This window comes from Nitrospira sp. T9 (assembly GCF_052156535.1).
Classification (GTDB): Bacteria; Nitrospirota; Nitrospiria; order Nitrospirales; family UBA8639; genus Nitrospira_E.
The window spans coordinates 114,672-135,795 of record NZ_JBQKUP010000032.1; the positions used below are offsets into that span (position 1 = coordinate 114,672).

24 protein-coding genes are annotated in these 21,124 nt (G+C 49.4%); 9 read left to right on the top strand and 15 right to left on the bottom strand.

Annotated features, from left to right (window positions below):
- Positions 1 to 362: 362 nt before the first annotated feature.
- The 3 genes from ACTRXD_RS07350 to ACTRXD_RS07360 are packed head-to-tail and all read left to right on the top strand — an operon-like array spanning position 363 to position 2,402.
- A complete protein-coding gene (locus tag ACTRXD_RS07350; protein WP_442431183.1) occupies positions 363 to 1,019 on the top strand; it encodes a hypothetical protein in 657 nt (218 codons plus the stop codon).
- Positions 1,016 to 2,122 (top strand): helix-turn-helix domain-containing protein, encoded by a 1,107-nt coding sequence (locus ACTRXD_RS07355; protein ID WP_442431184.1) that lies wholly within the window; start codon positions 1,016 to 1,018, stop codon positions 2,120 to 2,122. The genes ACTRXD_RS07350 and ACTRXD_RS07355 overlap by 4 nt, the downstream gene beginning before the upstream one ends.
- A gap of 37 nt (positions 2,123 to 2,159) precedes the next feature.
- Entirely contained in the window at positions 2,160 to 2,402 is a 243-nt protein-coding gene (locus tag ACTRXD_RS07360) for a DUF2188 domain-containing protein (protein WP_442431185.1), read from the top strand.
- Positions 2,403 to 2,895: 493 nt separating this feature from the next.
- On the opposite strand, the gene bioB is transcribed toward ACTRXD_RS07360, so the two are convergent.
- The 7 genes from bioB to rplU form a co-directional block, all read right to left on the bottom strand.
- Positions 2,896 to 3,921 (bottom strand): biotin synthase BioB, encoded by a 1,026-nt coding sequence (gene bioB, locus ACTRXD_RS07365; RefSeq protein ID WP_442431186.1) that lies wholly within the window; start codon positions 3,919 to 3,921, stop codon positions 2,896 to 2,898.
- Between the two features lie 73 nt (positions 3,922 to 3,994).
- Positions 3,995 to 4,432, bottom strand: a complete 438-nt coding sequence (rsfS, locus tag ACTRXD_RS07370; RefSeq protein ID WP_442431187.1) for a ribosome silencing factor — start codon at positions 4,430 to 4,432, stop codon at positions 3,995 to 3,997.
- Positions 4,420 to 5,091 (bottom strand): nicotinate-nucleotide adenylyltransferase, encoded by a 672-nt coding sequence (nadD, locus tag ACTRXD_RS07375; RefSeq protein WP_442431188.1) that lies wholly within the window; start codon positions 5,089 to 5,091, stop codon positions 4,420 to 4,422. Before nadD ends, rsfS begins: the two co-directional genes overlap by 13 nt.
- A gap of 124 nt (positions 5,092 to 5,215) precedes the next feature.
- The gene (proB, locus tag ACTRXD_RS07380) at positions 5,216 to 6,352 is read right to left on the bottom strand and encodes a glutamate 5-kinase (protein ID WP_442431189.1); all 1,137 of its coding nucleotides are present in this window, start codon (positions 6,350 to 6,352) and stop codon (positions 5,216 to 5,218) included.
- Complete coding sequence (gene obgE, locus ACTRXD_RS07385) at positions 6,334 to 7,353, bottom strand: GTPase ObgE (protein WP_442431190.1); 1,020 nt, start codon at positions 7,351 to 7,353, stop codon at positions 6,334 to 6,336. Before obgE ends, proB begins: the two co-directional genes overlap by 19 nt.
- 79 nt (positions 7,354 to 7,432) lie before the next feature.
- Positions 7,433 to 7,687 carry a bL27 family ribosomal protein gene (gene rpmA, locus ACTRXD_RS07390; RefSeq protein ID WP_442431191.1) on the bottom strand — a complete coding sequence of 85 codons (255 nt, stop codon included), beginning with the start codon at positions 7,685 to 7,687 and terminating at the stop codon, positions 7,433 to 7,435.
- 34 nt (positions 7,688 to 7,721) lie between these two features.
- Positions 7,722 to 8,039: a 50S ribosomal protein L21 gene (rplU, locus tag ACTRXD_RS07395; protein ID WP_442431192.1), complete on the bottom strand. Its 318-nt coding sequence runs from the start codon at positions 8,037 to 8,039 to the stop codon at positions 7,722 to 7,724.
- A 170-nt stretch (positions 8,040 to 8,209) separates the two neighbouring features.
- Between rplU and ACTRXD_RS07400 the strand changes: the two genes are divergently transcribed.
- Positions 8,210 to 9,124: a branched-chain amino acid transaminase gene (locus ACTRXD_RS07400; protein WP_442431193.1), complete on the top strand. Its 915-nt coding sequence runs from the start codon at positions 8,210 to 8,212 to the stop codon at positions 9,122 to 9,124.
- Positions 9,125 to 9,209: 85 nt separating this feature from the next.
- On the opposite strand, the gene secG is transcribed toward ACTRXD_RS07400, so the two are convergent.
- From secG to ACTRXD_RS07435, 7 genes are all read right to left on the bottom strand, one after another.
- On the bottom strand, positions 9,210 to 9,581 hold the full coding sequence (gene secG / locus ACTRXD_RS07405) for a preprotein translocase subunit SecG (RefSeq protein WP_442431194.1): 372 nt from the start codon (positions 9,579 to 9,581) through the stop codon (positions 9,210 to 9,212).
- 31 nt (positions 9,582 to 9,612) lie between these two features.
- Positions 9,613 to 10,371 carry a triose-phosphate isomerase gene (gene tpiA, locus ACTRXD_RS07410; RefSeq protein WP_442431195.1) on the bottom strand — a complete coding sequence of 253 codons (759 nt, stop codon included), beginning with the start codon at positions 10,369 to 10,371 and terminating at the stop codon, positions 9,613 to 9,615.
- A 46-nt stretch (positions 10,372 to 10,417) separates the two neighbouring features.
- The gene (locus tag ACTRXD_RS07415; RefSeq protein WP_442431196.1) at positions 10,418 to 11,617 is read right to left on the bottom strand and encodes a phosphoglycerate kinase; all 1,200 of its coding nucleotides are present in this window, start codon (positions 11,615 to 11,617) and stop codon (positions 10,418 to 10,420) included.
- Positions 11,618 to 11,689: 72 nt separating this feature from the next.
- Entirely contained in the window at positions 11,690 to 12,694 is a 1,005-nt protein-coding gene (gene gap, locus ACTRXD_RS07420) for a type I glyceraldehyde-3-phosphate dehydrogenase (protein ID WP_442431197.1), read from the bottom strand.
- Positions 12,695 to 12,999: 305 nt separating this feature from the next.
- Complete coding sequence (gene trpS / locus ACTRXD_RS07425; protein WP_442431198.1) at positions 13,000 to 13,983, bottom strand: tryptophan--tRNA ligase; 984 nt, start codon at positions 13,981 to 13,983, stop codon at positions 13,000 to 13,002.
- A 20-nt stretch (positions 13,984 to 14,003) separates the two neighbouring features.
- Positions 14,004 to 14,726 carry a site-2 protease family protein gene (locus tag ACTRXD_RS07430; RefSeq protein WP_442431199.1) on the bottom strand — a complete coding sequence of 241 codons (723 nt, stop codon included), beginning with the start codon at positions 14,724 to 14,726 and terminating at the stop codon, positions 14,004 to 14,006.
- Positions 14,727 to 14,731: 5 nt separating this feature from the next.
- On the bottom strand, positions 14,732 to 16,675 hold the full coding sequence (locus tag ACTRXD_RS07435; RefSeq protein WP_442431200.1) for an ABC transporter substrate-binding protein: 1,944 nt from the start codon (positions 16,673 to 16,675) through the stop codon (positions 14,732 to 14,734).
- 253 nt (positions 16,676 to 16,928) lie between these two features.
- Between ACTRXD_RS07435 and xerD the strand changes: the two genes are divergently transcribed.
- The 5 genes from xerD (at position 16,929) to ACTRXD_RS07460 (ending at position 20,592) form a co-directional block, all read left to right on the top strand.
- Positions 16,929 to 17,858 (top strand): site-specific tyrosine recombinase XerD, encoded by a 930-nt coding sequence (xerD, locus tag ACTRXD_RS07440; RefSeq protein ID WP_442431201.1) that lies wholly within the window; start codon positions 16,929 to 16,931, stop codon positions 17,856 to 17,858.
- Between the two features lie 120 nt (positions 17,859 to 17,978).
- A complete protein-coding gene (locus ACTRXD_RS07445; protein WP_312744377.1) occupies positions 17,979 to 18,164 on the top strand; it encodes a hypothetical protein in 186 nt (61 codons plus the stop codon).
- A 74-nt stretch (positions 18,165 to 18,238) separates the two neighbouring features.
- On the top strand, positions 18,239 to 18,886 hold the full coding sequence (locus ACTRXD_RS07450) for a flavodoxin family protein (RefSeq protein ID WP_442431202.1): 648 nt from the start codon (positions 18,239 to 18,241) through the stop codon (positions 18,884 to 18,886).
- A 10-nt stretch (positions 18,887 to 18,896) separates the two neighbouring features.
- Positions 18,897 to 19,601 carry a hypothetical protein gene (locus ACTRXD_RS07455; protein ID WP_442431203.1) on the top strand — a complete coding sequence of 235 codons (705 nt, stop codon included), beginning with the start codon at positions 18,897 to 18,899 and terminating at the stop codon, positions 19,599 to 19,601.
- A 229-nt stretch (positions 19,602 to 19,830) separates the two neighbouring features.
- Entirely contained in the window at positions 19,831 to 20,592 is a 762-nt protein-coding gene (locus ACTRXD_RS07460) for a hypothetical protein (RefSeq protein ID WP_442431204.1), read from the top strand.
- Positions 20,593 to 20,630: 38 nt separating this feature from the next.
- Here ACTRXD_RS07460 and ACTRXD_RS07465 read toward each other — a convergent pair whose 3' ends face one another.
- A complete protein-coding gene (locus tag ACTRXD_RS07465) occupies positions 20,631 to 20,951 on the bottom strand; it encodes a tetratricopeptide repeat protein (RefSeq protein WP_442431205.1) in 321 nt (106 codons plus the stop codon).
- Between the last annotated feature and the right edge of the window lie 173 nt (positions 20,952 to 21,124).

Below are 21,124 nucleotides of genomic sequence, written 5' to 3' on the forward strand. Positions count from 1 at the left end.
TCAAGTGGTTAAAATAAACCACTCTCGTTTGGTTCTTACTCCACTACCAGTAGATTTAACAAAAAAAAGCCTTTTCCCATTAGATCCCTGAACTTTATTTTATAAACGAGCACCGCCCCCGTGAGATTTATTAAATTATAGTGTTGTCACTCATCATTCGGAAATTTGTGAATAAAAAATCATTCTTCCAAGCTGAGTTGAGGGAATAACCATGTCGAAGGAGCGCTCAGCAAGGTTCTAAACATGTTCTTTTGAAAGCCATAGCTGCAAGCTTATATACGGGCTACTTCTTGTTTTATTACCTCATTTGTGGTATTAAAATAGGAAGTTAACATCAAGGCCAATGGCCGAGAAAGGATTTTATGAATATTTTAACGTTGAGTGAACCCTGGGAAGTTCGTAACCGTCTGGCCGATCTTGGTCTTGAGGAAGAGCCACTAAGAAATGTTGTGCGGCGCGGGTATCTGGCCTATATCACCTGCACTGCTAATCATCCTCCATTGATTCCCCCAATTTGGGCGTGGGGAGAAACGGTTCGCGCTCTGCGAGAGTACGTCCTTCCCCTTGGCTGGCGACGCTCAGATGAAAACAATTATTCAGTTGTGATTGATTCAGAAGATCAGGTTGCGATTGCTGTTGCGACTGGGGATGAAGGCACTGGCCGTACCGATGCTCTACCCTCGAACAAAGCCCGGAAAGGGCCAAGCACGATTAATGCCGTAAATGCGAACCAATTACAGCTAGAGTTGCAGTTGTTCACAGGACAGGAATCAAATCCGGTTCCCGCACAACCTATTGATTCGAATGTAGATCGAATGACTTGGGTTCTATTGATTCATCGTACTGTGGATGAAGTTTGTTGTGAGTTATCATTACCGTTTTCGATCGCTCAAGACGGCCACATAAACCAGTGGCGCGAGCGGATTCTTCTTAAATCTGTCCCACTTGACGGCGACCTAATTGAGGTCGTTCCGCCTACACAACCTGATATCACAATTGAAGTGAAGCGGCGAGCATGAGTCAAGGACTACAATTCAATCCATCAAGACTAACGCTTGCCAGGAAACGACGTGGTTTAACTTTGACACGCCTTGCCGCCATGATCGGCGTCGAGCAGCGTTCTATGTCGGCATATGAAAGAGGCGAGTTTAAACCGGATACAGAAAAGCTCGAACACCTTGGTAAAGCTTTGCGCTTTCCAGTGAACTATTTTTTCGGCGATGACTTGGAAGAGCTGTCTCCTGACAGTGCGAGTTTCCGCGCCTTGTCCAAAATGACAGCAGGGCAGCGAGACACAGCGCTTGGTGCTGGGGCTATTGCCCTTCTTCTCAACAAATGGATCGAAGCCCGTTTCGAACTTCCTTCTGCAGATATTCCTAATCTCAGCCAAGAGGTTAGCCCTGAGGCTGCTGCCATCTCCATACGGCAACACTGGGGCCTTGGTGAGTTGTTCATTAAAAATACTGTGCATTTACTTGAGTCCAAGGGTGTACGAGTGTTTTCTTTATCGATCGATGCAGTTGAAGTTGATGCATTCTCAATGTGGCGTGTAAACACGCCTTTTGTTTTTCTCAACACTAAAAAGTCAGCAGAACACAGCCGGTTCGATGCGGCACATGAGTTGGGACACTTGGTCATGCATCGGCATGGTGCACCACAAGGACAAAATGCCGAGCGTGAAGCAAATGCCTTCGCTTCTGCTTTTCTGATGCCCCGAGCTAGCGTGCTGGCTCATGCACCTGGACTTGTGACGGTTGATCACCTCATTAATCTGAAAAGAAATTGGAATGTTTCTGTAGGGGCCCTCGCCTATCGGCTTCATGCGATAGGTGTTCTTACTGACTGGAATTACCGTACGCTTTGCATCGAGATGTCATCCCGCGGGTATCGCAAATGTGAGCCGGAAGAGGCGCAACGTGAAAGTTCCCAGGTGCTGGCCAAAGTTTTTGGGGCACTTCGTGATGAAGGGATCACAAAAAAAGATATTGCCAATGAACTTCGTGTTCACATCGAAGAGATTGATCAGCTTGTCTTTGGATTAACCCTCATGGCGTTGAAAGGTTCAGGTGCATTGGGTGGCTCACCCACCTCAAAACGTCCGCAGCTTAGGGCTGTGAGATAACCGAGGTGATGTGGTTAATAAAAGGAGGAGGGTAAGAATGGGGAAAAATGATCGTTACGTTGTCAAACATGACGATGGATGGGATGTTAAGAAATCGGGAGCGGAAAGAGCGAGTAGCATTCACAACACGCAATTGGAGGCTGAACGCGCCGCCAAGAATATTGTCTCAAACCTGGGAGGAGGAGAAGTCAGAATCCAAGATCAAAAAGGAAGGTGGAGAGATTCCGATACAGTTCCGCAAGGGAATGATCCCTTTCCTCCACGAGACAAAAAACATTAAGTTATAAAAAATTGGTTTTGAACGCTATATTGTTTTTTTTCTTAGCGCTTCCGTTTTGCGCAATACTTTCACTCCTATTAATGCGCTTTGAATCATTATCCAACCCCAATGCATCTAGGGCTTCAGAATAACTTTCAATATTTCGAATCAATCAAGCTTTCTTTAATTTGGGCAGACGATTCAAACTAACTCTAATGTGCTTGTTTTTTCCCCATCAAATCCACCCTCAATAGCGATCAAGCATTGAAAAAAAAACAAAAATGTCTGTATGCAGGTTACACCAGAGGACCAAAGCGCCCCTGGTGGAAGGGGAAAAGTTTTGGTTTATTTACCAAACAAGGGTTGCGCTCACAGATATGCGCAAAGGCTTAAGAACTTGAATGTCTAGTGGATACGATTCAAAAATGAATTTTAAAAACATTTCGGGCGTATGATAAGAAGCGGCGACAGCCGATTGAGGGGGACAAGGTTTAAGTTATGAAAACACCTTAGATCAATCAGTGAGAGGAGAGCAGGTTTCGACTTTTTCTGCTTCAATCCCCTCGTACTTCACTTCCACCGTGAAGCCCAGGTCTTCAATCATCTTCCAGACTTCCTGGTGGGCAAGGCCCGGGGTCGTCAAATAACCATCCACGAAGAGGGAATCGGCCACATAGAGCGCCAAGGGTTGAAGTGAGCGGAGGTTCTTTTCACGTCCTCCGGCCGCACGGATTTCTGTTTTGGGATGGAAGAACCGGAAGAGACAGAGGATTTTTAAGCAACGGACCGGTGTGAGGTTTTTCATTTCGTCAAAAGGTGTGCCTTCGACCGGGTACAACATGTTTAAGGGAATGGAATCGGGTTGGATGTCCTGTAACGCCAGGGCAAGGTCCACCAGATCTTCGTCCCGTTCGCCCATGCCGACGATACCGCCGCTGCAGAGTTCCAATCCGGCTGCGCGGGCATGTTTCAGTGTGTCTATACGATCTTGATAGGTGTGTGTCGTGCAAATAGCAGGATGATAGGCTTCACTGGTGTTGAGATTATGGTTGATGCGGTCGACTCCTGCCGCCTTTAACTGGCTGGCCTGTTCGCCATTCAAGAGCCCTAGTGAACAACAGATTTGAATCGGCAGTTCCTCTTTAATTTGTTTGACGGCGCTGGTGATGTGTGTGATTTCCGATTGCAACGGGGAGCGGCCACTGATCACGATGCAATACCGCTGGGCTTTGGCCTGTGCGGCCCGTCGAGCGCCTTCCAGCATTTTTTCCGGAGAGACGAGTGCGTATCGCTCGATGGGGGCGGTGGAAATGGTTGATTGGGAACAATAGTGACAATCTTCCTGACAGGCTCCGCTTTTGGCATTGAGCAACATTTGCAGACGGATGGTGTTCCCAAAATATCGCGACCGAATTCGATAGGCCGCATTGACCAGATCGAGCAGTTTATCCTGAGGGGTGTCCAGAATGGCCACGCCTTCTTCCCGGCTTGGGACGATTCCCTCCAGTACGCGGTCTGCCAAATCTTGAATTGCGGTCATGGGGTTCTCCATTATTTTTCCTAAAAAATTCGATTTCCAACCTACGGATAAAAAGATGAAATCTTCTCGTTGTTTATGAAAGCCTGGCGACTTTTCCGGGTGTTTTAGGCGCTTGTGCGACCTGTGGAAAAGGTTTATGGCTTTCAGGAATAGAAATTTGCGGAGCGTCTGCCCACATACTTTCTAAAGCATAATACTTCCGGATGTCTGATTTAAATATATGGACGATGATGTCTCCATAGTCGAGTAATATCCAATTGGCCGTTTCTTTTCCCTCAATATCCGGGCTTATTTCATAGCGTGTGGACATGACTTTTTCAATGAACGAGACAATCCCTCGTACCTGAGGTACGGAATCGCCAGATGCAAAGACGAAATAGTCTGCTATTGACGTCATTGCTCCCACATCAAGCACCAACACCTCTCCTGCTTGCTTTTCTTGAGCCGCTTGAGCGATGAAGACCGCCTGTTCGAGGGTAGGAGATGGTTTCGGGTGGGTTAGACGGGCCATTGGTACAATCGATGGTGAATTATATAGGACTCCACTGTGGGCGGCAACCACTGGCTGACGCGGGAACCACTGGCCAGTTGCTCCCGAATTGTCGAGGCTGAGATCTCGCATGGTGGTACCGCTAGGAGATAAAGGGTCTTTCCAGATGGGAGCAGGATGTCCAGACGGGTCGTGTCCTGTTGGTCAAGGCTTTGAAATGCTTGAGGCTTTGTCGCAGGTAAGAACGGCAGGGCTTGAAGTTGTGTGAAGGCAACCCCCGGTCTCGAGCAGACAATAAAATGACACAGGGTGAGTAAATGATCCACCTGTCTCCAACTGCAGATATCCAGAAAAGCATCAAGGCCCACTATAAATTCCAACTCCGCTCCCTCCGGCCATTCTTTTTTGAAATGAGTGACGGTGTCGACACTATAGGACACCGCCGGTGATCGGATTTCATGATCGGATACCGTGAAATTGGGGAATGGGGCAATCGCCTGCTTTACCATTTCTAGCCGGTGGTGGGCAGGTGCAAGAGACCCAGTTGGTTTGTGAGGAGGATCTCCCGTCGGAATGAAAATTATCCGATCGAGCTGGATTGTGCTGTAGACATACTGGGCAATATGCAAATGCCCATTATGAATGGGATTGAATGAGCCGCCTAGAAGGCCAATACCCATCAGTCTAGAATTTTCTCATGTGTTAATTTTAAAAGAAAAAACACGTCAATGACTATGCCAAGGGAGAATTGTGGGTTTGGGTCAAAATGAACGCAGGCTAAGTTTTGTGAATAGATTTCCCTGTTTAAGAAACCTGGTGCTTTGTCAGAACCAGATTGTCCCGGTGAATGACTTCCTCATACTCCAATGAGCCCAGGAGTTGCCTGATGTCTGATGTTTTTTTCCCCTTGATGCGATGGAGAGTTTCGGCGGAATAATTCGTGAGTCCCTGCGCGAACGGCATTCCCTCCTGGGTGGCGCATGTAATGGGGTCTCCTGTCAGAAAGATGCCAGTGATGTCCAGAATGCCTGAGGGTAATAAGCTTTTTCCTCGAAGGGTGAGGGCGGCCACCGCTCCTTCGTCTAACCGGACCTCCCCTTTTGGTCGAAGGGTATAGGCAATCCACTGTTTTCGACTGGTCAGGGGTGATTGGTCGGACACAAAAAACGTTCCCCCTGGCTTTCCCTTCAGGACATCTTCCAACGCATGGGGAGTTTCTCCATTTAATAAAAGGGTCGGGACTCCAAAGCGTCCTGCCTGTTTGGCGGCTCGGATCTTGGTGACCATGCCTCCACGGCTGGCTTGCGTTCGGGAAGTTCCGGCGAGGTCTTCAATGTCCTTGGTGACTTTGGCAACCAGAGGAATTAATTCTGCCGAAGGATTGAGGTGAGGATCCTGGTTATAGAGCCCATCAACATCTGATAAAATCACCAGCAGATCTGCGTCAACCAAGTGGGCCACTTCCCCAGCGAGGGTATCATTGTCACCAAATCTGATTTCCTCGATAGCCACGGTGTCATTTTCATTAATAATTGGAATGACCCTTAGCTGAATAAGGGTATTTAGGGTGTGGCGGGCATTCAGGAATCGTCGACGGTCGGATAAATCCTGGTGAGTTAGGAGGACCTGGGCAATCTTATTTTTCGTTTCTTCAAACGCCATCTCATAGGCTCGCATGAGCCGGCTTTGTCCGACGGCAGCGGCGGCTTGCTGTAGGGGTAATTCAGCGGGATAGGAAAAAATGGCGAGGTGTGAGATGCCCGCAACGATGGCTCCGGAGGAAACCACGACAATTTGTCGATCCTGAGCTTGCAGGGTGCCCAATTCCTGGGCTAAACGGTTGATGCGGTCGAAACGTAGACCGCCTTGCGAGGAAGCCACCAGGCTGCTTCCCACTTTGACGACGATCCTCTTGGACGCCGCTAGCACTTGCTCGCGCATGAGGTCTTTGCTTCCAGAACGGCTTTTCCTAAATAGGTCACGAGTGATGGAAGGCCTTCCCTGGTAACGGCCGAAATGGGAAAGAATGGAAAATGGTGTGCGCTGCAATAATCCCGAAGGGCTTCCAAGTGCTGGCCGTTTCCCTGAGAATCAATTTTTGTCGCCACGATGGCAAATGGCCGTTCAAGGAGTTCGGGGTCAAAGGCCTGAAGTTCCCTTTGTAAGGTTTCAACGATCTCGACGGGGTCTTCTGCAATCCATTCGGTGATATCCACCAGATATAACAAAAAAGCGGTTCGCTGGATATGTCGCAGGAATTTAATACCTAACCCTTTCCCCTCATGAGCGCCTTCGATCAATCCTGGAATATCGGCTACGACAAATGACGAATGTTCCATCCATTCCACGACTCCCAAATGAGGCCGCAGCGTAGTGAAGGGATAACTCGCAATTTCCGGGTGTGCAGAAGAAATCGCTGAAATCAACGTGGATTTACCGGCGTTAGGAAAGCCCACCAAGCCGACATCGGCTAACAGTTTCAATTCCAGATTCACCCATCGCTCTTCGCCGGGAGTCCCTGGCTCGAATTGACGTGGCGCTCGATTCGTTGACGTGGCAAAACGTGCGTTGCCCTTTCCGCCTTTGCCCCCTTTTGCAACAATGGCGGTTTGTCCTTCCGCAATAAGGTCGGCGATGATTTCACCGTCCTCGGTTTTCACGAGAGTTCCGACAGGAAGGGGAATCACGATATCGGAGCCATTGGCTCCGTGGCAGTTGGTCTTGAGGCCTCTGACGCCAGAAGTGGCCTCATAATGTTTTTGATATCGCAGGTCCAGCAAGGTTGAGACTCTATTGGAGGCCACAAAGACCACATCTCCCCCATCACCGCCGTCGCCACCATTGGGACCACCAAATTCAGCAAATTTTTCACGTCGAAAACTACAATGCCCGGTTCCCCCGTCTCCAGCTTTGACAAATATGCGTGCTTGATCAATAAACATACTAATCCTTAAATCCTACCGGACTTACCAGGGAAAAATGAAGGCGATGAATTGAAAAAGCAGAAAATGGGAAGGGAAGCTAGACGGGGGGATAGACGCTCACCTTCCGGCGGGCGATTCCTCCTTCAAACTTAACGATCCCGTCTACTTTGGCAAAGAGGGTGTAGTCCTTACCAAGTCCGACATTTGTCCCAGGAAAGAATTTTGTTCCGCGTTGACGAACGATGATGCTTCCGCCGCTCACCTTTTCCCCGGCATAGGCTTTGACGCCTAAATACTGTGGATTGCTATCGCGACCGTTGCGGGATGATCCGCCACCTTTTTTATGCGCCATGAGTCAAACCTCCAAAGAATTCTAAAGACCAATATTAGGCAGACGCCACAATTTCAGTGATTCGAACTTGCGTGAATCCCTGACGATGGCCCTTGGTCCGTCGATAGTTTTTTCGTCGTTTCTTTTTGAAAATGGTAATGGACCGGGTTCGCGCATGCCGGATAATCTCTCCTTTGACTACTGCATCTGAAATCATGGGAGAGCCGACAATAGGCGCTTGGTCCGTTTGGACAAATCGCACTGAGTCGAATTGAATGATCGACCCGACATCGCCCTCAAGTGACTCGACCTGTAGAATACCGTTCGGTTCCGCCCGGTATTGTTTTCCACCTGTTTCGATAATTGCATACATGTTTTTTAGCTCCTTAACAAACAAACACGCATTTTGCCAGTATGTTTACATTTATGTCAAGATTTTAGTATATCATCACGCGTTCTTAATGCTTAGCAAAAAAAACACGTGATACCCTTCGCTCACATGCTTTGTCTATTTCAGCTTCTGTCAATCGGAGAAATATTTCTATGGTGACTGGTTCAAAAAAAATCTGGATGGACGGAGCCCTCGTCGATTGGGATGAGGCCTCGGTTCATGTTCTTACCCATTCTCTCCATTATGGTCTGGCGGCCTTTGAAGGGATCCGTTGTTATGAGGGCAAGGCCGGATCCAACATTTTTCGATTACAAGAGCATGTAGACCGGCTCTTTGAGTCTGCCCATATTACGATGATGCCCATGCCTTTTACCAAAAAAGAGGTGTCGGACGCCATTGTTGAGACGGTTCGGGTCAATCAATTGGTCTCCTGCTACATCCGACCGATCGCCTATGTGGGATACGGCGCAATGGGGGTGTACCCTGGCGACAACCCGATTCGTCTGGCTATTGCGGCTTGGCCGTGGGGATCGTATTTAGGGGAGGATGCCTTGGCGCAAGGCATCAGAGCAAAAATTTCATCCTTCACCCGGCACCATGTGAATGTATCCATGACCCGGGCAAAAATCTCGGGATATTACGTCAATTCGATTTTAGCCAAATGGGAGGCGAAGAAGTCCGGCTACGCCGAATGTATTCTTCTTGATCCTGATGGATATGTATCTGAGGGAACCGGAGAAAACGTGTTTATTGTGAAAAAGGGGGTCTTGAAAACGACTCCCTTGACCTCGATCCTGGACGGGATTACCCGGAATTCGATCCTTGAAATGGCGAGAGCCAAAAACATCCAGGTGATTGAGGAGCGGTTTACCCGTGATGCGATGTATGTGGCAGACGAAATATTTCTTACCGGGACCGCTGCGGAAGTGACACCGGTTCGCGAATTGGATGATCGAAAAATCGGCGAAGGTAAGCCAGGGGCTCTTACTAAATCCCTGCAGGATGAATTCTTTAGAATTGTGCGTGGCGAAGAAGCTGCGTATGCCAATTGGCTGACTCCTATTTAGGAGTCAGCCCTTCTAATCATGTGGCCCCACGATCCTGGGCCATTCCACCAATTGTCAAAATAGTTGCCGACTCAGTAAAGAATATTTATGGAGCGGTCGGGGCGGGAGTCGTCTCTGACGTGGGTTCAGTTGCGTTGGTTTCAGTTGGAGGAGCTGCCTCCATGGTCGTTGGAGAAGACGTTTCATGGTGTGAGGTTGGGTGAAGATCTATCACGGTGGACGAGGTATTGGCCTGTTTAGAAAGTAAGGCCAGGCTGAGTGATGTCAGCATAAACACAATAGCGGCTCCCACTGTGATCTTACTTAGAAATGTACCGGGGCCTCGGCTTCCAAATACCGTTTGAGAAGACCCTCCAAATGAAGCACCGATCTCGGCGCCTTTTCCTGCCTGGAGCAAGATGGCGGCAATCATGAGAAAACAGACAATGATATGAAGAATGACGGTCAGGGTATACATAATGTGTGCGTGTTCGTTGGAGTGTTTCTGGTTAATTGGAAGAAGCTAATTCGGCTATCTTAACAAAGGATTTGGAATTCAAACAAGCTTTTCCCACGAGAGCCCCATTAATTTGTGAAGATTGAAAGAGACTTTTGGCATTGTCCTGGGTCACGCTGCCACCGTATATGATTCTGGTTTGATCAGGTTTGATGCCCCATTGCATGGCAAGAAAAGACCGGATGTGGCCGTGGACCTCGGCTGCCTGGTCGACGGTAGCCGCCTGGCCGGTCCCAATGGCCCAGACAGGTTCGTAGGCGATGGTGATCCTCGCAAAATCTTTGGATTCGAGACCTTCAAGGCAGGTTTGTAATTGCTGTTGAATGACGGCCTGCGTGTTATTGGATTGACGTTCCTCCAGACGTTCCCCGACACATAAAATCGGTAGGAGGTCATGGCGGAAGGCGGCGTGGACTTTTTTGTTAATATCCTGGTCGGTTTCTCCAAAAATATGCCGTCGTTCTGAATGCCCAATAATGACATAATGACAGCCGACGTCCCGCAGCATGGGTGGCGAAATTTCTCCGGTAAACGCGCCCTCGTCACTCGCGCAGGTATTTTGCGCAGCCAATTTGATAGAAGTCGAAGCCAGCAGGCGTGCAACTGCTGTCAACGACACGAAGGGGGGAGCGATGGCCAATTCTACCGAAGCTTGCGGTTGATATATCCGGAGAATATCGGTCACAAGGGACTCGGCCTGGGAAACCGTCTTGTGCATTTTCCAATTGCCGACAATGAATCGACTGCGCATGAGGACCTCTTAACTTTTGGAATTCAAAAAAGGGGGGGCGTTGGGATCAAAGACGATCGGGTAAGGCTGCAAGCCCCGGCATATGCTTGCCTTCCAGGAGTTGGAGTGCCGCACCACCACCGGTTGAAATGAAGGACATACTTTCCGATTCTCCAGCTCGATACACGGCGAGAGCCGTATCTCCTCCTCCCACAATTGTTTTCGCATAGGCATTGGCCACAGCATGGGCCATTGCATAGGTCCCGCGTGAAAATGCATCACGTTCAAAGACTCCCATGGGGCCATTCCACAAAATGGTTTTGGCGTTTTGGACGGCTTCGCTAAACAGGCGGACCGACGCGGGTCCGATGTCCATGCCATACCAGCCCGCGGGGATTTCCTGCACCGGGACAATTTTTGTTTCCGCTTCAGGGTCGAGACTGGCGGCGACAACACAATCGACGGGAAGATAAAATTTGATTTTTTGAGCCATCGCCTGTTCGTGAATGCGTTTGGCAAAGTCCAGCATGTCTTTTTCGACGAGAGACTGGCCGATTTCCAATCCCATGGCCTTAATAAAGGTAAAGGCCATGCCTCCACCGATGATGACTTTATCGACCACCTTGCCAAGATTTTCAATGACCCCGATTTTTCCCGAAACTTTGGCCCCTCCCAAAATGGCTACAAACGGACGAACAGGGTTCTCCACTGTGCCTTCCAGGGCTTCGACTTCCCGTTTCATGAGAAATCCTGCCGCAGATACCTTCACATATTTGGTGACGCCGACAGTGGAGGCATGAGACCGGTGAGCGGTTCCAAATGCGTCATTGATGTACACCTCTGCCAATGAGGCCAATTGTGCCGAGAAATGGTCGTCGTTTTTCTCTTCTTCCGGATGAAAGCGCAAATTTTCTAAGACCACCACGTCGCCGGGTTTGGCTTTATTGACGACAGTTTCAACGGTCGGCCCAATGCAATCGCCGACAAATTCAACCGGTTTATTTAATAGTCTCTGGAGTCGCTTGGCCACGGGAGCCAGACTGAGGGCCTGGTTGATGGTTCCATCCGGGCGTCCCAGGTGGGAACAGAGAATGACGACAGCGTTTTCATCTACAGCACGGTTGATGGTGGGAAGGGCGGCCCGTATCCTTGAATCGTCCGTGATCTGGCAGGAGTCATCGAGGGGAACGTTAAAATCCACGCGGATGAGTACGCGTTTGTTGCGAAGATCAACCTGATCAATGGTTTGTTTTTTTAAATGCTTCATGCCTTCCTTTCCCTTCCGATGCCGATGGTTCGCGGGGGAAAGCCGGATAATAACTCTGCGGTGATGCGATATTTAACGGTGTTGAGCGAGAACATTGATCAGATCGTGCAAACGGCACGAATATCCCCATTCATTGTCATACCAGGCAAATACCTTAACGAGCCGTTTATTAATGACGGAAGTGAGAGGTGCGTCCACGGTGGCTGAGTATGAACACCCATTAAGATCACTTGAAACGATGGGGGCTTCAGAGACCTGCAAATAACCCTTTAACGTGCCCTGGGCAGCTTGTTGAAAGGCCGCGTTCACCGTTGCGGCATCACAATCGCGTTCGACTTCAACTGAAAGGTCAATGAGCGATACATTGGGGGTTGGCACTCGAATGGCCATGCCATCGATTTTCCCTTTCAATTCCGGGATGACCAGGTACAACGCTTTGGCCGCTCCGGTTGATGTAGGAATCATGGATAAGGCGGCCGCCCGTGCCCGTCGTAAATCCTTATGAGGCAAATCAAGCAGTTGTTGATCGTTGGTATACGAATGAATGGTGGTCATAAATCCGTGCTTGATGCCGAATTCCTGTAAAAGGACTTTCGACACAGGAGCAAGACAATTGGTTGTACAGGAGGCGTTGGATATGATGGTGTGTTGTTGAGGATTGTAGTCGGAGTCATTCACGCCTAACACGATCGTGATATCCGGATCTTTGGCGGGTGCTGAAATAAGGACCCGTTTGGCTCCGGCTGAAATGTGTTGTCCCGCGCCTTTTCGGTCGGTAAAACGACCAGTGGATTCAATGACGAAATCGATCTGGTGTTCTTTCCACGGCAGGGCCTGAGGGTCTTTAATGGCCAGGATCTGAATCTGTTTCCCATTGACTGTCAGAAAGTCTGGTCCGTGTTGAATCTCGGCTTGAAATTTTCTATGAATCGAGTCATAGGTTAAGAGATGGGCCAGAGTTTTTGAGTCAGTCAAATCATTGATGGCCACAATCTCGATGGCAGGATCATTGAAACTGGTCCTAAAAAAATTTCTTCCGATGCGACCAAACCCATTAATGGCAACGCGGATACTCATAATTTGATATACCTAACTAAATGAAAATAAGGGAATCTTTTATAGGTATATGATCGTAATTTCACAATAGCATGAAGTCAAGAAAATATCGCAAGTCTGGCTCAAGAAAGTTCCTCCTTTGCCTGGGTTGTGAGAGCAATGAGCCTTTGTAAAGTCACGCTATTCCCCACGCTATTCCCGTGAACATGGTTTCTGTTTGTGCACTTTGGACTGAGGAACGTGAGGTTTTGCGCCATATCGGTCGCTCTGGTAGGAGAAGAATTCTTCTTCAGAAGGTGACTCGAGGATTGTGCGATTTGAGGTTGCTAGAGAATTTTCATCGCGGTTTTCACTTCCTGCATCGTCTCCTGTGCTACGTGAGAGGCGCGTTTTCGTCCTTCTTCTACCATTTCCTGGGTCTGATCAGGATGTTGAAGGATTGTGGCCCGTTTGTCCCACATAGTTCGGTAGCGTTCCACCATGGCGTCGGCAACCTGCCGCTTGCAATCGATGCATCCAATGGCAGCGGTGCGGCAATCCTGGTCAACTTGTTTGACGACGTCGGATGATGAATAAATTTTGTGAAAGTCGAATACCGGGCAGACATCAGGATTGCCCTTGTCGGTCCGGCGAACGCGTGCCGGATCCGTCACCATGGTTTTAAGCTTTTGTCGAACGACCGGCTCGGTATCGGATAGATTGATCGTATTACCGTAACTTTTGCTCATTTTTCGTCCGTCGGTACCCATGACTTTGGGAAACTGTGTGAGATGTGCCTTGGGCTCAGGAAACACGGGCGAATAGAGATTGTTGAACCGGCGGCCTATTTCCCGCGTGAGTTCCAAATGGGGAAGCTGATCCTTGCCGACCGGGACAATATCGGGTTTGTATAACAGAATGTCTGCCGCCTGGAGTACCGGATAGCCCAAAAATCCATAGGTTGAAAGATCTTTTTCTTTGATCTCCTCCTGCTTTTCCTTATACGTAGGATTTCGTTCCAACCAGGGAATTGGCACAATCATAGAGAACAGCAAATGGAGAATGGCGTGTTCGGGAATGCTGGATTGGACAAATACCGTAGCCCGTTCCGGATCAATGCCGGCAGACAGCCAATCAATCAGCAATTCCTGAGTAAATTCTTTAATCCGGCCGGTGTCGGCATAATTTGTCGACATGGCATGCCAGTCGGCCACAAAAAAATAACATTCGTATTGAGCTTGTAGGGATTTCCAATTTTCCAGGGCCCCAAGAAGATTGCCTAAATGCATGAGTCCGCTCGGTTGCATGCCGCTGAGTACTCGTGTGGTCATAGTCAGTATTCCGGTTCTCGTTAAGTTATGAAAGCAGGTAAAAAGAGGTGTTGAAATACCTGAAACACCATTCCGATAAAGCTGCTGATTATGGGGATATACGAATTCAGCATCAAGAGTCCTAAAATTAGAAACATCCCATAGGGTTCTACCCGGTTTAAGACTTCCGCGGATCTGACCGGGAGGAGACTACGGAGAACCCGGCTCCCATCCAAAGGAGGAACCGGTAGAAGATTGAACGAAAATAACACGATATTAATGATCATGGAAGATAAGGCCATGGCCGTGAGGGGAACCAGGATCATGCCGAGAAGATCGCGGCGAGGTTCAACACCAGGCTGAGGAGGCCAGTTGGCTTGGAGGGTGGGGTCAAGATAAAGAAATAGGGCGAGCAGCAGGCTGCTGACAATGGCTAAAAACAAATTCATGAGTGGTCCGGCTATGGCCACAAATGCCATATCACGTCTGGGATTATGGAGTTGATCAGGATTGACGGGAACGGGTTTGGCCCACCCGAAAACAAACCCACCCGGTATCAGGGATAACATCAGCGGGACAATAATACTTCCATACAGGTCAATGTGTGGAAGAGGGTTGACGGTGAGTCGTCCCAGGTTTTTGGCCGTCTGGTCTCCAAAGAAATTTGCGACCCACCCGTGGGCGCATTCATGTAACACGACCGCGGCCATGAGTGGAACCAGCATGAAAGAGAGGTTATAGAGAATAGAGGAAAGGGAATCCATGTGGCTTAGTTAAGTTGGGTGAAGGTCTTGTCTTTGACCTGGAGGAGGTAGAGCCTTCGGTTCAGTATGCCGGCGGAACTAAAAGAGGCAAATCCGCTTAACGCCGGCAAGTCAGAGCGTCGCACAAGTTGGTCCCAGACCCCTTGTCCGGATTGAGCACCCTGGCGAATGGTTTCCATCACCATGGTTGCCGCATCATAGGCCTGGAAGGCGAAGAGGGATGGTTCCTTTTGAAACTGACTGCGATACCGCTGAACAAACATCTGAATATTAGGATCAGGGCTGTTGGGGAAAAATCCATCGACAAAAATATGACCGTCCAGATCGTGTTTGGCCCACCGAAATAACTCAGAGTTATGCCAGCTATTGCCGCCTAAAATCGGCACATTCATATCATAAAATGCCAGTTGAGCCGCAATAAGGGCCAAGTGTACTGGCTGTCCCGGGACAAACACGGCGTCAAACCCGGGTGTATAGACCAAGCGATCTTCTCCGGTTCGGGTTTTTTCATTTTGGGTGGTACCGTATTTAGCCAGATCTTTTTCCTTCAAGTGGCGTAATTGTTCACCAATATCGGTCTGGTCATCAGCATAGCCTTCTGAGGCGATAATTTCCCCGCCGGAGTGCAACACTTCCTTCGCGAACATATCAGCCATTTCTCGTCCATAGGCAGTTTGGGGATAAATAATGCCAAAACGGTGGTATCCCAGTTTTAGGATGGCATATTCCACCAGTCGTTTGGCCTGGACGGATGAGGTCATGGCGGTACTAAACCAAAATGATCCAAACTGCCGAACATTTAAGAGCGTGGATGAAGGGGTGATAAACGGCGTGACATAGTCATCAGGGAGTCGGCCGAGTCCCTGTATCTCACGGGACAATAAGGGCCCAACGACCGCAAGGGGACGAAATTCATCAAGCATTTGTTGTATCTCGACGCGTAACGGGGCGGTGAGGGTTGTGGTATCTTTTACGACCAGCCCAACTGAGGCCAGTTCCCATTGTTCCTTGGCGATTTCGAGAGCGAGTCGAATGCCGTTTAACGAATCCGTGCCATAGGTTTTCATGGGACCGGAGAAAGGCAGGGCGGCTGCCAAAATATGCGAATGATATTTAATCTTGCTGATAAATGATTGCAGGAGGGCCATTGCCGTTTGAGCATAGGGATGGGTGGGAAAGCGTTTGAGGAATCCCCGGATATCCCGTTCGGCGAGGACCTCATCCCCGTTGGCGGTATGCAGTTCAATCAGCCGGATGGTTGCGATGTCACCCGGATACCGGGAGGAATAACTCTCAACCAGTTCCTGGAGCGCGGGTTCGTCCAACTGCTGTAAAATCAGAGTTTGAGTGAGACTTTCTAACTCGAGCCGTTCGGTCTGATCGGCCAGACTCATTTCATTTAACAGGGCTTTTACCGCGCCTAGCGGGTTGTGATTGTTTAACTCGGTTTGACGAATCAATTGGAATATGGACCGGCGCAGGTCCATATCCGTGGCATAATCCAATGCCTGATACAATTGATCCAGGGCAGGCTCATAGTTCTGTAGCTCGATATAGAGTTCGGCCATTAAGACCCGAGCCGGGTTTGTGGAATGCGAAAAGGGAAATTCTTCCAGGAGTTGCTTTAAAACCGTAAGGGCATCCGTCGGCTGGTGATCATGTTTCAGTGCGGTTGCTTGCAAGAGATAGGCTTCTTCCAGGATCTCTGGAGGAGGGAATGAATCAATCAGCTTCTCGAGAGTCGTAATGGCGGCTGCAGGATTATCGGCTTCCAGCTCCAATCTTGCCTGATCCAGAAGAGGAGAAGTTGAAGATTGTTGAGCAAATGCGAGGTTGATGTCTCCGCCCAAGAAGGGCCACCATCCCTGGTCCACCAGCAATCCCGAGTTTCCCAGGATGAGACACAATAGGGTTCGCAGCAACAGATATTTAAGTCTGACAGTCGTCAAAGGGAATGTACCTAAACGCCTTGGAAATGGAAGGGATTGTTCGTATGGAAACAGGCCAACACCCGAAAGCTTGGGTAGATAATTCACAAGCAGAATACGGTGACGACAATGCTTTTCTTGTTTAGTATACCAGGAAGTCCGCTTACCAAAATAGAAGAATGCAAGAAAATATCTGGATAGGATTATGGCCGGTGGGGGCATGAAAAGGTTTGTGGTTCTTCAATCATGAAGATGAGGATGGCATAAAGAGCCGATGCAGGAATGTATTGATCGTTATCTCACCATGTTGCAAGTCGAGCAGGGCTATGCGGCGAATACCATTGAGAGCTATCGCCGGGACCTCAGGAAACTCGAAATCTTTTTTCGAACACACGACATTGCCGATCCCACCTATCTTTCCAGGCCACTGTGGTTTCAATTCTTAAACAGTTTGAAAGCCGAAGGGCTGTCCTCCTCTTCAATTGCCAGGTGCCTGGCTTCTATAAGGGGTTTCTATAAATCGTTTGAGAGGGGAAAGGATGATCGGACATTTGAGGGTATATTGAAAGGGACGCCGAAACAATGGAGTCAATTGCCAAAGTTGTTATCCGAAGCCGAAGTGACCAGATTGCTCAACTTGTCCCTGATGGATACCAGGGAAGATCTACGTGATGCCGCCATGGTGGAACTGCTCTATGCCACCGGTCTTCGGGTATCGGAACTCATCAATTTGGAAATGGCGCATCTCAATCTGGATGTGGGGTTTTTGCAAGCGACTGGCAAGCGGGACAAACAACGAATTGTTCCGATCGGAGACAAGGCACGCCAGTTGGTCTCGGAGTATCTGCAGTCTTCCCGTCCGGCCTTTGTCAAAAAGCGAACGTCTTCCGCGTTATTTCTTACCCGGCTGGGTCGGGCCATGAGCCGGCAATGTTTTTGGAAAATTCTCAAGGATCGTACGGCTCGTGCAGGCATCACCAAGCCTATTTCACCTCATATGCTTCGCCATTCCTTTGCCACGCATTTATTGGATCATGGGGCCGATCTTCGTTCGGTCCAAATGATGCTCGGCCATGCCAGCATTGCCACGACACAAATCTATACTCATGTGGAGCAAGCCCGCCTCAAAAAGGTTCATGACCAATATTTTCCCCGTAAACAACGGACGAGGGTCTTTGGAGCCCCCCAGGATCCTGAGTCTTGAGCGGATATTTGCCCGGGTGCCACCCTGCGGTAATGGCCCGATTCCAATTTGCAATTGGAAAAAGGCCTATGGCAGGCTAGCACCGAACTTTTATTTTAAAAATTTTTGGAGGGGTTGGTTATGAAGTATAGAAAGCAGGTGCATTATGTGAAGGGGGTGTTTGCGTGCCCAAAATGTCATCAACATTTTGTGCAAGAGAAGTGGTTGGAGGAATTCCGGGTACGATGTCATAAGTGTGATTATCGAGGGGCCTTGACCCATGTATCGGTGGAAGAGCAAATAGACGAAGAAATTGAACGACGGTAGCGGGGTTTGATGCTCTTAAGGATTGGTCTGTCAGGTCCGGACATTTGATTTCTCTCTTCCAGTTTGATTCTCCTATGAAGATTTTTCGAAGAAATACCTTATGGGTAGCTCTGGCTGCCCTTGTTTGGTGGTGTGGGTATGTGCAAGTTTCCGCTCAACCTTCATCTCCGCAGGCATCTCCTCAGGCTAGCGATGGCCTTCAGGTCTTAGTCACCTATCATTCTCTGTCGGGTCATACGGCCGAGATGGCCAAGAGTGTGAAAAAGGGTGCTGAATCGATACCAGGGACCACCGTCCTCCTGAAGACCGTGGGGCAGGTGACCGCCGATGAGTTGTTTGGCAGCGATGGCGTCATCGTGGGTTCGCCCGTCTATTGGTCGAATATGTCAGGTGAAGTCAAAGCGTTTTTTGACCGGTGGCAGTTTGAATTTGGCGTATATCCTGAATGGAAAATGCGTAATAAGGTTGGAGCAGCCTTTACGACCGGTGGGCAAATATCCAGCGGAAAAGAGGTGACGATGTTGACCATCCTTGCAGCCATGCTTGGGAACAAGATGATTGTCGTGAGTGACGGAGGAGCGTTTGGCGCTTCAGCGACGACGGAAGGCGATAGCCCTGGAATTAATGATGCGGAGCGTGCCGATGCATGGGCGTTGGGAAAGCGTGTGGCTGAAGTGGCGTGGATGATCAAGCGGGGGCAGGCGATTCCAGAGCAATCATGAAGGGCATTCCATGAGTTCGATACCGGGAACCACAGACGACAAATGGGTTATTTATTGGGAGCGTGAGTACTCCACCGCCTTTGCTCCGGAACGACTTAAGCTTGATTTTCATCCCCACCGTCCATTGATGACCAATATGCCTTTGCCTGAGCAACGGGAGCTGGCAGCCTCTGGGTACAAAGTCCTTCCGGATGATTGCGGGCCGGTTCGGGGCGTCGGGCAATATGGCTGGCTCATCCGTTCACCGGCGGATTGCCGGTTTCGTAGAAAAGGCACTGGTTTTGAATGGCAGTCTCCGCCTATTCTTCCTGAAGAGCGGCTCTTGGGGTATAAGTCATTTTCTGGAATGTATGTCGATACGATTTTGAATAGTGGATTTCCCAAGCTCTATTGTGGCATTCGTTTTTATTACCCCAAGCAAGTCGGCATGATGATGAAGGATCTTCCCAATCATTTTTATCATTTTCCTAACCGGACCTTCTCCATCTGGGAAGGGATCAAAACCCAAGAATATAAACTGACCCCGAACCCCTATGATTTTCTGCCTGACCACGATGCCTTCGTGACGAATTTTCTGCTGCAATTGGACCCTTCTCCTGACAAGACCACGACCATTTTGCGTGGCGATCCCATTGGTGTGGTGTTCCCGGTCATGCTCCCGAAACATTTTTCACTCGAAGAGTTGAAACATCCTTCGGAAGCTTCCAACGCGTAATGCCGACCAGGCCCTTGGCTTGAGCCTCTCACGTCCTTTTCCTCTTCCTGAATATCAGTCAATACCAGTGAGGGATAAGGTGGTGCCCGATTTTTCTGCCTAATGGGAAAGCAGCCTGGTGCCGCTTTAGATTGATATACTACCGTTTGAGTGTCGGCGGGTATGCCTGGGCCGCAATTGCCAACACACGCATTTGTTGGTTTGATTTCCATGCTTATGAGGGAGGACCGTGAAGGGACAACCCAAGTCGGATTTGATTCTCCACCAATGGCAGACTCTTGCCAAAGCCTGTGATGACGGAGAAAGTCAGACTCGACTGGCGATGTTGTGGGAGCACATTAATCGGTTTCCGGTCAGGCAGGCGGCGTCCGCGCATGCCGAGATCGAGACCGCGTATTTTCTCGCGCAAGCAGGCTTTTCCGTGGCATTTTTAGAGGCTTCTGGCGGGCGAACGGCGGACCTGGAGTGTTATGAAGGTACGCATCGATTTTTTGTGGAAGTCACGGTGATCCAATCGACCCAAGGACCTACTCGCAAATCACCGGCGGTGCGTCTACAACCTCACCAGATTCTGGAATCCTCGGATGAGTTTTTTGAGCAGGCTTTAGTCAGGCGACTGTTGTCACGCATGGCCGAAAAAGCCAGGCAATTAGAACGGTACTGTGCACCCGTGTTGCTGGCAGTCAGTGTCCCCGATTTACCATGGAGGAATGGGCGCCCTCAGGACATTCCTCCCTTGGATCTTCAGCGATTGGCTGCGATGTTGGTCGGAGTGGTCGTCGACGTCCCTCAGTTCAGTGCGATCCTGCTGACCTTATGGAAGGCACCGGCGCAGGAATTACGTAATCCCATTCGTATTCGTCAGGTCACGTGGGTGACTCGACCACCAGGGGATGCACGCGACCCTCGAATTCGATTGCTGGCGGTGAACCCGGTTGCTCGATATCGCCTTAGCTCCCAAGAACTCGCGAGTATCAAGGAAAGGATGTGAAGCGAACCTGCGGGAAAGGTTTGGAAAAGTACGAGCGGTTAGGATGAAGGCAGGGACGCTTTGAGGGCTTCCAGGTTTTTAATGACGAGAAGATCACCATTCTTGGTTGCCACCGCAATGCCTTGGGTGCATATTGTCTGGCATTTTTCAAATTGGCCTGTTTGGTGAAGCGATTGAGCCAACGCAAAATAGGCGGCTGAGTATTCAGGTTTCACTTGAATGCATTGCTCCAGGGCGGGAATCGCCTCTTCCCAATTTTCGTCATTCATGTAGGCTTTCCCCAGGCCGAACCACATGGTCTCGTCCTTTGGATCCATTTGGAGCACTTTCTTGAATTGTTCGATCTTAGGATTGGCCATGGCTGAGATCCGATCAGAAATAAAGGTGACGGAACGTGAATGAAATCGAGCCTATCATGCGGGTGTATTCGTTGTCTAAGCCATTCCCCTGTGCTAGGATCTTTTTCGCTTTTCCCTCCTGCTTGTCAGTAGGCGCAAGGTTTATTCCCGGTAACGGTGATCAGGTTTTTCCT

Bases quoted from the DNA above. Each gene is read 5' to 3' on its own strand.
- xerD (WP_442431201.1), top strand. From the start codon at position 16,929: ATGCAGGAATGTATTGATCGTTATCTCACCATGTTGCAAGTCGAGCAG.
- ACTRXD_RS07360 (WP_442431185.1), top strand. From the start codon at position 2,160: ATGGGGAAAAATGATCGTTACGTTGTCAAACATGACGATGGATGGGAT.
- ACTRXD_RS07465 (WP_442431205.1), bottom strand. From the start codon at position 20,951: ATGGCCAATCCTAAGATCGAACAATTCAAGAAAGTGCTCCAAATGGAT.
- trpS (WP_442431198.1), bottom strand. From the start codon at position 13,983: ATGACCACACGAGTACTCAGCGGCATGCAACCGAGCGGACTCATGCAT.
- secG (WP_442431194.1), bottom strand. From the start codon at position 9,581: ATGTATACCCTGACCGTCATTCTTCATATCATTGTCTGTTTTCTCATG.
- rpmA (WP_442431191.1), bottom strand. From the start codon at position 7,687: ATGGCGCATAAAAAAGGTGGCGGATCATCCCGCAACGGTCGCGATAGC.
- ACTRXD_RS07430 (WP_442431199.1), bottom strand. From the start codon at position 14,726: ATGGATTCCCTTTCCTCTATTCTCTATAACCTCTCTTTCATGCTGGTT.
- ACTRXD_RS07355 (WP_442431184.1), top strand. From the start codon at position 1,016: ATGAGTCAAGGACTACAATTCAATCCATCAAGACTAACGCTTGCCAGG.
- ACTRXD_RS07450 (WP_442431202.1), top strand. From the start codon at position 18,239: ATGAAGATTTTTCGAAGAAATACCTTATGGGTAGCTCTGGCTGCCCTT.
- gap (WP_442431197.1), bottom strand. From the start codon at position 12,694: ATGAGTATCCGCGTTGCCATTAATGGGTTTGGTCGCATCGGAAGAAAT.
- ACTRXD_RS07350 (WP_442431183.1), top strand. From the start codon at position 363: ATGAATATTTTAACGTTGAGTGAACCCTGGGAAGTTCGTAACCGTCTG.
- ACTRXD_RS07415 (WP_442431196.1), bottom strand. From the start codon at position 11,617: ATGAAGCATTTAAAAAAACAAACCATTGATCAGGTTGATCTTCGCAAC.
- ACTRXD_RS07400 (WP_442431193.1), top strand. From the start codon at position 8,210: ATGGTGACTGGTTCAAAAAAAATCTGGATGGACGGAGCCCTCGTCGAT.
- ACTRXD_RS07455 (WP_442431203.1), top strand. From the start codon at position 18,897: ATGAGTTCGATACCGGGAACCACAGACGACAAATGGGTTATTTATTGG.
- nadD (WP_442431188.1), bottom strand. From the start codon at position 5,091: ATGGGTATTGGCCTTCTAGGCGGCTCATTCAATCCCATTCATAATGGG.
- tpiA (WP_442431195.1), bottom strand. From the start codon at position 10,371: ATGCGCAGTCGATTCATTGTCGGCAATTGGAAAATGCACAAGACGGTT.
- proB (WP_442431189.1), bottom strand. From the start codon at position 6,352: ATGCGCGAGCAAGTGCTAGCGGCGTCCAAGAGGATCGTCGTCAAAGTG.
- obgE (WP_442431190.1), bottom strand. From the start codon at position 7,353: ATGTTTATTGATCAAGCACGCATATTTGTCAAAGCTGGAGACGGGGGA.
- bioB (WP_442431186.1), bottom strand. From the start codon at position 3,921: ATGACCGCAATTCAAGATTTGGCAGACCGCGTACTGGAGGGAATCGTC.
- rplU (WP_442431192.1), bottom strand. From the start codon at position 8,039: ATGTATGCAATTATCGAAACAGGTGGAAAACAATACCGGGCGGAACCG.
- rsfS (WP_442431187.1), bottom strand. From the start codon at position 4,432: ATGGCCCGTCTAACCCACCCGAAACCATCTCCTACCCTCGAACAGGCG.
- ACTRXD_RS07445 (WP_312744377.1), top strand. From the start codon at position 17,979: ATGAAGTATAGAAAGCAGGTGCATTATGTGAAGGGGGTGTTTGCGTGC.